This window comes from Pseudomonas sp. FP2309 (assembly GCF_030687575.1).
In the GTDB taxonomy this organism is placed as follows: domain Bacteria; phylum Pseudomonadota; class Gammaproteobacteria; order Pseudomonadales; family Pseudomonadaceae; genus Aquipseudomonas.
Genome location: NZ_CP117439.1, coordinates 1,194,720 through 1,208,174, shown reverse-complemented (window position 1 = coordinate 1,208,174; position 13,455 = coordinate 1,194,720). Strand labels below are relative to the sequence as shown.

5 protein-coding genes are annotated in these 13,455 nt (G+C 64.3%); 4 read left to right on the top strand and 1 reads right to left on the bottom strand.

The window, feature by feature from the left end; translation table 11 throughout:
- The first annotated feature begins 194 nt into the window (after window positions 1-194).
- A complete protein-coding gene (locus PSH59_RS05360) occupies window positions 195-1,814 on the top strand; it encodes an FMN-binding glutamate synthase family protein (protein WP_248075602.1) in 1,620 nt (539 codons plus the stop codon).
- Window positions 1,815-1,975: 161 nt separating this feature from the next.
- Complete coding sequence (locus PSH59_RS05355; protein WP_305394488.1) at window positions 1,976-3,100, top strand: OpgC family protein; 1,125 nt, start codon at window positions 1,976-1,978, stop codon at window positions 3,098-3,100.
- A 47-nt stretch (window positions 3,101-3,147) separates the two neighbouring features.
- Here PSH59_RS05355 and PSH59_RS05350 read toward each other — a convergent pair whose 3' ends face one another.
- The gene (locus PSH59_RS05350) at window positions 3,148-4,560 is read right to left on the bottom strand and encodes an amino acid permease (RefSeq protein ID WP_305394487.1); all 1,413 of its coding nucleotides are present in this window, start codon (window positions 4,558-4,560) and stop codon (window positions 3,148-3,150) included.
- 388 nt (window positions 4,561-4,948) lie between these two features.
- On the opposite strand from PSH59_RS05350, the gene PSH59_RS05345 reads away from it, so the two are divergent.
- Together PSH59_RS05345 and PSH59_RS05340 are read left to right on the top strand one after the other, a co-directional pair.
- Complete coding sequence (locus PSH59_RS05345) at window positions 4,949-8,044, top strand: transglycosylase domain-containing protein (protein WP_305394486.1); 3,096 nt, start codon at window positions 4,949-4,951, stop codon at window positions 8,042-8,044.
- Window positions 8,045-8,191: 147 nt separating this feature from the next.
- Window positions 8,192-13,339 carry an NEL-type E3 ubiquitin ligase domain-containing protein gene (locus tag PSH59_RS05340; protein WP_305394485.1) on the top strand — a complete coding sequence of 1,716 codons (5,148 nt, stop codon included), beginning with the start codon at window positions 8,192-8,194 and terminating at the stop codon, window positions 13,337-13,339.
- Window positions 13,340-13,455: the final 116 nt, after the last annotated feature.

Sequence of the window (13,455 nt, the reverse complement as noted above, 5' to 3'; positions counted from 1 at the left end):
TTGGGTGTTTTATACATGTTATACAGTAACGCAAATCATGCGCCCAAACGAGAAACGATTGCAATAAGCCAAGCGCAGTCAGGTCTATACGCCCCTGTGAAAGCCCCCGGTGCAGGCGCTCAAGCTGTTTTCAATCGGCTGACAGGCGCAGAATGCGCGCATCGACCTGAAGAGTCCGAACCCAAGGAAACCGTATGAGCCTGTCCTTGCTAAGCCGCTACGCCTTCTTCGCTGTATGCGTCATGTTCACCCTCGCCAGCCTCCCCTTTATCGAACACGAATGGCTGTGGCCCATCACCCTGGTCACCGGCGTGCTCAGCCTGATCGGCCTGTTCGACCTGCTGCAAAGCCCCCATGCGGTACGCCGCAACTACCCGATCCTGGGCAATATCCGCTACCTGGTGGAAGCCATCCGCCCGGAGATCCGCCAGTACCTGCTCGAGTCCGACAGCGACGCCCTGCCCTTCTCGCGGGCCCAGCGCTCACTGGTGTACTCGCGCGCCAAAAACGAAACCGCCGACAAACCGTTCGGCACCCTCATTGATGTGTACCAGTCGGGCTTCGAGTTCATCGGCCACTCCATGCGCCCCGCGCCGTTGAGCGATCCCAGCGCGTTTCGCGTGATGGTCGGCGGCCCGCAATGCACCCAGCCGTATTCGGCGTCGGTGTTCAACATCTCAGCGATGAGTTTCGGTTCGCTGAGCGCCAACGCGATTCGCGCGCTCAACGCCGGCGCCAAGCTGGGCAACTTTGCCCACGACACCGGCGAAGGCAGCATCAGCCCGTATCACCGCGAAAACGGCGGCGACCTCACTTGGGAACTGGGCAGCGGTTACTTCGGCTGCCGCACCCGCGACGGCCGTTTCGACCCGGAACGCTTTGCCGTGCAGGCGCAAAACCCGCAAGTGCGCATGATCGAAATCAAGATGAGCCAGGGCGCAAAGCCGGGCCACGGCGGGATTTTGCCCAAGCACAAAGTGACCCAGGAAATCGCCGACACCCGCGGTATCCCCATGGGCGAGGACTGCGTATCACCGTCGCGCCACAGCGCGTTTTCCACCCCCATCGAGCTGATGCAGTTCATCGCTCAATTGCGCGAGCTGTCCGGCGGCAAGCCGGTGGGCTTCAAGTTCTGCCTGGGTCACCCGTGGGAATTCATGGGCATCGCCAAGGCCATGCTCGAGACTGGCATCCTGCCGGACTTCATCGTGGTCGACGGCAAGGAAGGCGGCACCGGCGCTGCACCGGTGGAGTTCACCGACCACATCGGCGTACCGCTGCGTGAAGGCCTGCTGTTCGTGCACAACACGCTGGTGGGGCTGAACCTGCGCGACAAGATCAAACTGGGCGCCAGCGGCAAGATCGTCAGTGCGTTCGACATCGCCAGCGTGCTGGCCATCGGTGCCGACTGGGCCAACTCGGCGCGCGGCTTCATGTTCGCCATCGGCTGCATCCAGTCGCAAAGCTGCCACACCAATAAATGCCCGACCGGCGTCGCCACCCAGGACCCATTGCGTCAACGTGCGCTGGTGGTGCCGGACAAAGCCCAACGTGTGTTCAACTTTCACCGCAACACGCTCAAGGCCCTGGCGGAAATGCTCGCGGCGGCAGGTTTGGATCATCCCTCGCAGCTGTCGGCCAAGCACCTGGTGCGGCGCATGTCAGCCACCGAGATCAAGCTGTTCTCGCAGTTGCACCTCTTCCTCAAACCCGGTGAATTACTCACGGGGGATGTGAACGGCCAGTTCTATTCACGCATGTGGCAAATGGCGCGCGCCGACAGTTTTGAACCCGCTGAGATTGTCGCCGCTTAAAGAACGTAGACGAGGGCACGGCCAGACAGAGATATTCAGTAATAACCGCTCTTTGCAATTGCTTACAAATACCGCCAACCTGCCCCCGCCCGACGCGCGGCGTACGCCACCGCGCGCGTACGCCGGTCATGACTAAAACTATTGTTCAAGAGCCCGCTGCCATGCTGAACGGACGCGACCCACGCATCGATTTTTTTCGGGGCCTGGCGTTGATCTTCATCTTTTGGGATCACGTCCCCCACAACCCACTCGGCCAGATCACCCTGCGCAATTTCGGCTTCAGCGATGCGGCCGAAGTGTTCGTATTTCTCGCCGGCTATGCGGCGATCCTGGCCTACGGCAAGATCCTGCAACGCGAGGGGTATTGGATTACCTGCGTGAAAATCCTGCGGCGCGCCTGGGTGCTGTACGTGGTGCACATCTTCCTGCTGGCGATGCTGATGGGCATCGTGTTCTACGCCAATAACCATGTCGAAACCCGCGACCTGGTCCAGGAAATGGGCCTGACCCACTTCATCACCCACCCCCAACAGGCCCTGACGGACGAGTTGCTGCTGCGCTTCAAGCCCAACCTGATGGACCCGCTGCCGTTGTATATCGTGCTGCTGGCCGGGCTGCCGCTGGTGCTGCCGTTGCTGGTGCGCAAGACGTGGGCGGTGGTGGCGGTGTCGATGACGGTCTACCTGCTGGCGCCGAAGCTGGGCTGGAACCTGCGGGCGATTGCCGACGGCGTGTGGTACTTCAACCCGATCACCTGGCAGTTTCTATTTGTACTCGGTGGCGCGGCGGCGTTGCACAGTCAGCGCCCGCAGACAACGCAGGACCGCCCGCTGTCACGCCAGCCGTTGTTCATTGCCGCGGCCGCCTACTCCCTGGCGGCGGGCATTATCACGGTGTCCTGGCGCTGGCCGGAGATTCACGATGCGCTGATGCCCGCGCGACTGAGCGAATGGCTGTACCCCATCAGCAAGACCGACCTGTCGCCGGTACGCTTGCTGCACTTCCTGGCCCTGGCCTACGTCACCGCCAAGCAACTGCCCGGTCGCGAGTGGACACACAACTGGCTGGCACAGCAAACCTGCCGCATGGGGCGCTACTCCCTGGAAGTTTTCTGCCTGGGCGTATTGCTGGCGCCGTTGGCGGACATGGTCAATGCCATGACCGGCGATGCCTTCGCCATGCAGGTGTTCACGGCGCTGGTAGGCGCCGGCTTGATGGCGCTGTTGGCGGCCTGGCTGGAGTACAACAAACAACTGGGGCGGCCGGCCCCTGCGGCCAACCCCTGAACCGCAAAAAGCCCCGATCACGGGGCTTTTTGTCGAACGCGGGGCAGTCAGGCTTCAGCACGCACCGCAGCACCGGTTGGCTGCAACTTGAACACGTAGAACAGCACCGTCAGCATCACCAGGAAGGCCGGGCCCACATACAGCGCAATGCGTGTGTCGGGGAAGTACGCCATCAGGCCCACCACCAGCACCAGGAACGCCAGCGCCAGGTACGAGCTGACCGGGTACAGCCACATGCGATATTTAAGGGCGCTGCGCTCGGCGGGGCTCAGGCCTTTACGGAACTTGAGTTGCGCCAGCAGGATCATCACCCAGGTCCAGATCGCGCCGAAGGTGGCGATGGACGTGACCCACACGAATACCTTTTCCGGCACCAGGTAGTTGAGCAGCACACCCAGCAGCAACGCAGCGATCGACAGCAGCAGCGCACGGCGCGGTACGCCATTGCTGGAAGTGGTGGCGAACGTCGCCGGGGCCTGGCCGTTCTGCGCCAGGCTGTAGAGCATGCGCCCGGTACTGAAGATGCCACCGTTGCACGACGACAGTGCCGCAGTGATCACCACAAAGTTGATGATCCCGGCCGCCGTCTTGATGCCCAGCCGCTCGAAGGTCATCACGAACGGGCTGCCCTGGGTGCCGATTTCATTCCACGGGTAGATCGACAGGATCACGAACAGCGCGCCGACGTAGAACAGCAGAATCCGCCAGAACACCGAGCCGATTGCATTGGGGATGGTCTTTTGGGGGTTCTTCGCTTCACCGGCGGTAAGGCCGATCATCTCCACGCCCAGGTAGGCGAACATCACCATTTGCAGGGACATCAACACACCGGTCACGCCGTTGGGCATGAAGCCGCCGTGGGCCCACAGGTTGGAGATACCCAGCGCCACGCCGTCGTTGCCGAAGCCAAAGGCAATGATGCCGATGCCGCCCAGCACCATGGCGATGATGGTGACGATCTTGATCAAGGCAAACCAGAACTCGAACTCACCAAAGGCCTTGACCGCGATGAGGTTGATGCTGCCCATGCTGATCAGCGCCGCCAGGGCCCAGATCCAGCGCGGTACGTCGGGAAACCACACGCCCATGTACACGGCCACGGCGGTGATCTCCGCGACGCACGTCACCAGCCACAGGAACCAGTAGTTCCAGCCGGTCAGAAAGCCCGCCAACGGGCCGAGGTAATCCTGGGCATAACGCCCGAACGAACCGGCGACCGGGTTGTGCACCGCCATCTCGCCGAGGGCGCGCATGATCACCAGGATCGCCAGACCGCCGAGAATGTACGAGAGCATGATCGCCGGACCGGCCATTTCGATGGCCTTGGCCGAGCCGAGGAACAGGCCCACACCGATACAGGCGCCAAGGGCCATGAGACGAATGTGGCGTTCGCCCAATTCGCGTTTGAGCGGGCCGCCTTGAGCGGCCTGGTCATGGGGCAGTGGAGTGCCAACTGGCATAGGAATACAACCTCATTTTGTTATTGATATAACCACCGAGCCTTGGGCATATCAGCAGATGGGCTCATACGCCGGCTGGACCGGCCTGCCTCGTGGGCAGACTCGCCTGGCACTCGTCAGCGGCCAGGTCAGCGGGCGTGCAGTATAAAAAGCTACCGACAGGGCTTTTCACTCAATAAACAGCAAAATTTGGCGATAAGCCCCGACAAACAGACATTCGACGGCGAGTGCGCCAGCTGTCTAGACCGGCCCTCCCGGCGCAAAACGGCGCGAAGTATACATAACACGCACAATCCGGTGGCTGCCCGGCGACAAACCTCGTGGCCGCAGCAATCTGCGTCTACGCTTCAGACAAGTCCGATCAATCTGTAGGATGGATCAATCGACTATGGGCGCACTGTGGCAAAAAGATCCCACCCAGGCTGAAGCCAGCGACAGCCCGTCACAGGCGCCTTTGCCCGCGAAAACCACCCCCTCACGCCCCTGGCGACGGGTCGGCGGATTGATTGTGCTGATGGCCCTGCTCGGGCTGGGTTACGCCACGCTGCGCGAACTCCACAGCGCCCGCTGGCAGGCCCGTGAGCTCAGCCAACTGGCGTCTCGGCTTACCTACCGCGTTGAGCCCGGTGCCAGCGACAGCATCGTCTATCCCGGCGCCGGGCCGTTCGACCAGCGCCTGGGCTACAGCGCCCTTGGCGAGTTCCTGCCACGCCTGATCAAGCGCAATTACCTGATCGCCGCCCAGTCGCGTTTTTCGCCCGCACTGATGGATTACAGCCGCCACGGCCTGTTCATCCCCTACGCCGAAAAGAGCCAGGCCGGGCTGACCATCACCGACTGTCGCGCGGCGCCGTTGTATCAGTTCAACTACCCGACGCAGTTGTATGCGCGCTTCAGCGACATACCGCCGCTGATGGTCGACAGTCTGCTGTTTATCGAAAACCGCGACCTGCTCGACCCCGACCACCCCCAGGCTAACCCCGCCGTCGACTGGCCGCGCTTTGCCAAGGCCGCGGGGTCGCAAGTCGCCCGCCAACTGCACCTGCCCGGCCAAACTGCTGGCGGCAGCACCCTGGCCACGCAGTTGGAAAAATACCGCCACTCGCCGGACGGCCGCACCCTGTCGGGCGGTGAAAAGTTGCGGCAGATGTTCTCCGCCAGCGTGCGTGCCTACCGCAATGGCCCCGACACCCTGCTGGCGCGCCAGACCGTGGTGCGCGACTACCTCAACAGCGTGCCGCTGTCGGCCGTGCCGGGACATGGTGAGGTGCACGGCATGGCCGAGGGGTTACGCGTGTGGTACGGCGCAGACTTCGAGCAGGTCAACCGGGCCCTGGCCGACACCGCCCCGGCCAACGCTGCGGCGCGCGGCCTGGCGCTGCGCCAAGTGCTGTCGTTGATGATTGCCCAGCGCCGTCCTTCGTTCTACCTGGCCAGAGGCCGCGAGGCGCTGGCGCAACTGACCGACAGCCACCTGCGCCTGCTCGCGCGGAACGGCATCGTCGATGCCACCACCCTCGAGGCCGCGCTCGTTGCCCGCCTCAGCTACCGCGACTGGCAGTTGCAGCCCACCGTGCAACGGGTCGAGAGCAACAAAGGCATCAGCGTGGCCCGCAGCCAATTGGGCAGCCTGCTCAACCGTCCACTCTACGACCTGGACCGGCTCGACCTGGCCGCCACCAGCACCTTGCAGGGCGACTTGCAGGCCCGGCTCACCGCGTACCTCAAGCAACTGGCCGACCCCGCGTTTGCCGCGCAGGTCGGGCTGGTGGGCGAACGCTTACTCACGCCCGGCACCACCGCGCAGGTGCGCTACAGCTTCACCTTGTTCGAGCGGACCGCCGACGGTGCGCGGGTGCGGGTACAGACCGACAACACCGACCAACCCTTCGACATCAACGAAGGCAGCAAGCTGGAACTGGGGTCCACCGCCAAGCTGAGGGTGCTCACCACCTACCTGCAAATCATCGCTGAGTTGCATCAGCGCTACGCCCACATGACACCCGCCGCGCTGCGCAGCGTCGACATCGCCGAGCAGGACCGCCTCAGTCGCTGGGCTGTCGACTACCTGCTGCAGGCGCGTGACAAAGGCCTGGCCCCCATGCTCGACGCCGCCCTCGACCGCACCTATTCGGCCAGCCCCGGCGAGGCGTTTTTCACCGGCGGCGGCGTACATCGCTTCAATAACTTTCGCAGCCAGGACAACGGCCGCAACCCGACCCTGCGCGATGCCTTGCGCGAGTCGATCAACCTGCCGTTCATTCGCCTGATGCGCGACCTGGTGCGCTACAGCACCTACGCCGGCCCCGACAACAGTGCGCAATTGCTCAAGGACGACAATGACCCGCGTCGCCAGGAATACCTGGCTGCGTTCGCCGACCGCGAAGGCAGCACCTTCCTGCGCAAGTTCTGGAAGAAATACCAGAAGAAAGACACCCAGGCGCGCCTCGAAACCTTTCTCGACAGCCTGCGCCCGACGCCGATTCGCCTGGCCGCCGTGCATCGCTACCTGTTCCCCGATGCCGACCCGGCCACCTTCAACCACTTCGTGCGCTCACACCTGACAAGCGCCAAAAGCCAGGAAAAGCTCAGCGACAAGCGCCTGGCAACGCTCTATGACAGCTACGGCCCCGGCCGCTTCGACTTGCCCGACCAGGGCTACATCGCCAAGGTCCACCCCCTGGACCTATGGCTGCTGGGCTACCTGCTGCAACACCCGGACGCCAGCCTCAGCCAGATCATCGAGGCCAGCCGCTTCGAACGCCAGGAGGTCTATGGCTGGTTGTTCAAAAGCCGGCATCAGAGCGCCCGGGACAGCCGCATCCGCACCTTATTGGAGGTCGAGGCCTTTCTGGATATTCATCAGCGCTGGAAAGCCGTGGGCTACCCCTTCGATCACCTCGTGCCCTCGCTGGCGACCGCCATCGGCAGCTCCGGCGACCGTCCGGCGGCATTGGCCGAGCTGATGGGCATCATCCTCAACGACGGCGTGCGCTTGCCGGTGTTGCGCATCGACAGCCTGCACTTCGCCGCCGACACCCCCTACGACACCCGGCTGATCCCCGACCCGAACCGCGCGCGCCGGGTGATGCCTGCCGAAGTCGCGGCGGCACTGCGCAACGCGCTGTCGCAAGTGGTGGACGCGGGCACGGCAAAACGGGTGGCCGGCAGCTTCAAACTGGCCGACGGCACGCCGTTAGCCATGGGCGGCAAGACCGGCACCGGCGACAACCGCATCGAAGCCATCGGCGCCGGCGGGCGGGTGATTGCGTCCAAGTCGATCAACCGCACGGCGACCTTCGTGTTCTACATCGGCGAGCATCACTTCGGCACCCTCACGGCCTTTGTGCCGGGCAGCTCCGCGCAGCACTTCACCTTCACCTCGGCGTTGCCGGTGCAGGTGCTCAAAGGCATGGCGCCGCTGCTCACGCCCTACCTGCAACAGGACGGACACAGCCTGTGCCAGGCCACCAACGCGCCCTGATGCGACGGGTGTCAGCCAGGTAGCGCACGCATCTGTAATTTCGTCCAGGATCACTACTTACTCCTTGAAAACCTTAAGTTTTTGAACTTTTTTTTGCGGTACTGCCGGCTAGGCTAAAGCGCTTGTTCATCAGCCCTGGCCCCGCCCATGCCCGACCTCCAAATACCCGCCCGCCTCTGCACTCCCCTGCGCACCGCCGACGGCGACACGCCACACCCTGGCCCGCACCATGCCCTGATCCAACAGCACATCCCCGCGTGGCTCTCCAGCGCGACGCCGCACCGGGTACAGGCCCTTAGCGCCGTCACACCGATGCTTCCCGCCTGGTACCTCGGCGCCAGCCAGGTCCGACACCAGGCGCTCAAGGCCGACAACGCCGAGAGCTGGCGCCGCCAGAACACGCTGGACCGACAACTGAGCACGCTCAAGGACGTCTACGCCTTCGCCCTGCCCTTGTTGAAACGCGCGATCAAGGACACATACAGCCTGGACCTGAACGTGCAGACCACCTTCCTGCGCCTGTATCTGCCTCGGCAATTGCCGTGGTACAGCAAGGATTTTTCCAATGGCGTGACCACGCGCACGCTGTCGCTGCTGGATGCGGCGCTGCACAACTTTGCCGCCGGTGAGCGGTTTGTGACGCCCTCGTGCTACATCAGCCAACCGGACGCGCGCGGCCACTTCGAGGTGCTTGAGCTGCACCGGCGCATGCCCATCGAGCAATTCAAGCAGCTGTGTCGCGAACTGGACCTGGGCAAGCGTTACCAGCAGCACCTGACTCAACACCTGCTGGCCGACGACCTCAACGCACGATATGCCTTGAAGCAACAGGTGATCGCCAGTCAAAAGGCCGCGCTCAAGGCTGCCGCCCAACTGGCCGTGATGAAAACCGACGCCAGCGGCACCCCAGACCTCAGCCAGGCGGCCCATCACATGCTGCTGCGAGCCCTGCGCGGGGAAGGCCTGATGCAGTTCTATCAGTTGAGCATCCTGGATGCGGTGCTGACCGGCGTGCTGCTGATCGCCGCCGATCTGGAGCAGACCGCCAGCGTGTCGCGGCTGATCGCCTACCTCCCCCACGACCCGGAAAGCCCGCTGAAAGAGTACGCGTCGAGCCTCGACTTCATGCGCGACCTGACGCGCAAGTTGCGCGCCAACGCCGAATTGCCCTCCAGCGCACGCATGCCCAGGCCCACCTATCGGCAGTTCTTCAGCCAGTTTGTCGACCATGCCCAGCGCGGCTATTTTTTCGCCGGCCTGGAGCAGCGGCTGTGCAAGGTGCAGTGGCATGCGCGGCAACCGCTTGACCCGCGCCCCGGTTGGCGCGACACCCCGGTGGAACAGCCGCGCCTGCAGTTCGAGGCACGCAAGATCAGCGGCGACGCCTGGGAGCACGGCTATCAGCGCGCCGTGGATAAAATCCTCAATGACGCGCGGCACATCGTCGTGCCCACGGCCGATGCCGACAGCCAGGCACGCCAGGCCTGGTGGGATAACGTCACGCGCATGCTGGCGGATATTTTCAATGCCGCGCTGATGGTTGCCGCGCCGTTTTTGCCGTTGGTGGGCGAGCTGATGCTGGCCTATACCGCCTACCAAGTGACCGACGATCTGTTTGAAGGCATCGTCGACCTGAGCCAGGGCCAGGTCGCCGAAGCGACGCGACACGTGGTCGCGGTGTTGACCGATATGGTCCAACTCGGCGCGCAGGCCGTCGGCGGCGAGCTTGCGCAGCAACTGCTCTACCCGCGCTCAGCCTTTGTCGATGGGTTGCGGGCGGTGCGGGTCAATGGCGAACCGCGCCTGTGGAACCCGGACATTACGCCCTACTCCCTGGCGCAGAATGCCCTGCCGGTCGATTCCCAACCCAATGCCCTGGGCCTTCACGCCCACCCGGACGGGCAGGTACTGCCCATGGCAAATCGGCTTTACCGCATCGACCACAACCAAGCGAGCGACACCCGTCGCATCACCCACCCGACGCGCGCCGACGCCTATTCACCAAGGCTCGAACACAACGGCGAGGGCGTCTGGGTACATGAAGGCGAGAACCCCAGAACCTGGGACGGCGCCACCCTGCGCAGCCGCCTGGGGCACAACACTGACGGCCTCAGCGTCGAACAGGTGCGGCAGGCCTGTGAGAGCAGCGGCACCGACGACGGCGCGCTGCGCAAGCTGTTCACCCGCCTGGAGCCCCTCCCGCCGCTGTTGGCCGACAGCCTCCAACGCCTGCAACTGATGCGCGAAGTGCAGGCGTTGCCGGGGCGCCTGCGCCGTGGCGAACCCATGGGGGCGTCCTATGACTGGTCGGCGCAACTGGCAAGCGAACTGCCCGGCTGGCCGGTGGGCAAGGCCATCCAGGTGTTCGAAAACAGCACGTTGAGCGGCGACCACCGCGTCTACGGCAGCAATGCGGCCGGCGCGGCCGACCGTCTCAAACTCAGCCGCCAGGGCCTGGCCGAGGGCGCACTGGCGCCGGGCCTTGTGGATTTTCTCGACGACGCCGAACTCCAGGCCATGCTCCCAGCGCCGCTGCCATCGCTGCGCGGCGAGCGAATCGCGGCGCTGCGCGGGCAGATCGCCGAGTCCCTCGAGCCACAACTGCCGGAGCTGTTCGCGCAGCTCTACAGCACCACACAGCAGCCCCCAAGCGCCCACGGCCAGAGGCTGCGCGAACACTTCCCACAGTTGCCCAGGCCGCTGGTGGAGCGCCTGGTCCGCCGCGCATTGCCCGAGGAACGTGCGCGGCTGGACGCGCAGGCATCCGTGCCGTTGCGCCTGAGCAACCTGGCTCGCGCGCTGCAACAGGAAACCCGTGCCTGCCACGCCTACGAAGGCCTTTACGCCGACGCCATGCCCACCGCGGACAGCGAACGGATGGTGCTCAACACCCTGCGCCTGCACAGCGACGCCCTGGGCGACCTGCGCATCAGCGTGCGTGATCAGGCACCGCACGGCACGCTGCGCTGCGAGGTCGGCGCGCAGGACGCCAGCGAACGGGTCCTGCTGCTGCGTGACGGCGACGGCCGTTATCAGCGCCACAACGCCAACCTGGCGCCGCAGGATTTTTTCGAGGCGCTGCTGCAGGCTATCGCGCCCGGCAAACTGGCCTTCCAACCCGGCCAGGGCCGGGCGTTCAGACAGTGGATCAAGGCGCACCTGCAGGCGCCGGCGCAGCGCCGTCAGGTGCTGGAACCGGCGAGCCTGCGCCAGGCAGACGAACCGACCACCCAGGCCCTGTTGCAACGCCCGATGTTCGGCAGCTTCTGTCGCTTGATGCAAGGCTTGGCACTCTCAGCCGAAGACCGTGTACGTGACCTCTACCCGCACATGAGCCGGGAACACGTCGAGGCCTACGCGCGCAACCTCGATTCAACCGAAGGCGAGCAGATTCTCAGCGACCTCGAAACCGAAAAACGCAACCTGCTGCAAGGCCTGGAAACCTGGCGCGACCACCCCACCCTCGCCGCCGCCCACAGCCAGGCCGCCGGCGACGAGCGCGTGCTGCGCGGCCACATCATCGGCCTGCTGATCGAGTGCTGGGAGAGCCGCTCGCGCGCCGCGCTGCTTTCCCACGGGGTGCGTGTGCAAGGCGAATTGCTCAGCCTGGGCGGCCTCGACCTGGGGCGTTACCTGCCCAGCCTGGGCCCGTTGCGCGGCGATTTCGGACACGTCTCGCGCCTGGACCTGCGTGGCACCCACTTCAATGCGCAGACCCTGGCATTCCTCGACAACTTCCCCAACCTGTACGCGCTGGACCTGTCCGCCAACAGCCTGGAGCACGTGCCCGCATCGTTGACGCAGATGCCGCGTCTGGCGCTGCTGGACCTGGAACACAACCCGATTACCTGGAGCGCCGAGGACTATCAGCGACTGGCTCAGTGCTCGCAGTTGCGTTCGTTGAACCTGTCTCGCCACCCCCAATTGCTCAGCGCCCCGGACCTCAGCCCCTGGCCCCGATTGCGTCGCCTGCAACTGCGCCGGACCGGGATCAGCGCGTGGCCGGCCGGGCTCGACAGCCCGCGCGCGCACCTGCCGGAACTGGATTTGACGCAGACCCTGGTCAACAGCGTGCCCGCCGTGGCCGAGGACTCCCAGGCCGCCCGCATCATTGCCCGCAGTTGGCTGAACCGTCATCACCTGCCCGCCGATGACGAACAACGGTTTGTCAGCTATCGCCGGGCGGCAGGTCTGGACCCCTACCGCACGGTGCCTGTGCGCGGTTCGACGGACAGCCGCTACTGGCTGGAAGGCCTGAGCGCGGAGACCCGGGCCACTGCGCAACTGATCTGGAACGACCTGGAAAACGAACCGGGTTCGGAGGGCTTTTTCAACATGATCAGATTGCTGCAACCCGAAGGCTTCCAAACGCTGGAAGACCACGCGTTGTTCGTGCGCGGCCGCGACGATCTGCGCAAACGAGTGTGGGACGTGTTGATCGCCGCCGACCGTGATACAGGGTTCCGTGAGCGCGTCTTCAGCCTGGCGGGCGCGCCCATCAACTGTGCGGATGCCGGCGCCAACACCTTCAACCGCATCGGCGTGGAAACCCTGCTGGAGACTGTCCTGCGCGATCACAGCCTCGAAGGCCTGGCCCAGCGCGAAAACCGCTTGCTGGGCCTGGCCCGGCAAACCTGGCGCCTGGAGCGGGTCAAGGAGATTGCCCGCGAAGCTATCCGCCACCGCACCACGCCGGTCAGCGAGGGGGGTTTAGGCCAGGACTACGGCAGCGGTGCCGACCAGGTGGACGACGTGGAGGTCTATCTGGCTTATCAAACCGGGCTCAAACGCCGCCTCGACCTGCCATGGCTGTCCGAGCACATGACCTATCGCACCGTGGCAGGCGTCAGCGCACAACAGTTGAAAAGCGCGTACACCACCGTGGCCGAACGGGAAGCCGGCGCCGGTCTGGTCAACGGCCTGCTGGAACAGCCGTTCTGGATCGAGTACCTGGAGCAGGCCCATGGGCCCGCGTTCGACGCCAGACGCGAGCAGCGCGAGCAGGCGGCCAGCCACGTGGAAGACCTGCGCGACGCCCATGAGCAATGGCGCAGCGCCGAGATCACGCCCAAGCGCAAGGCGCATCTGCAACAACAAATCACGCGCCTGGCCGACGCCCTCGGTGTCGCCCCTGAGGAGATCCTGGCAGAGCACGTGCTGCCGGACGCCATGCTCAAACGGCTCTATGAAAACATTCAGGACAGGTACAACGCCCTGCCCCTCAAGTTGACGCAAGAGGCGGTGGAAAAAGCGCGCTTCGGTCCGTTGCCGGCGTGGGAGGACGCAGCCCCATAGCGTATGCGTCAGTTATGTATCGATCACATTCAAATAACTGATTTCATTGAATAATTACCTCTTGATGCGCGGCGAATTTTGAACTTTTGTTCTGCCGGTTCAGGCATAGGCTAGTG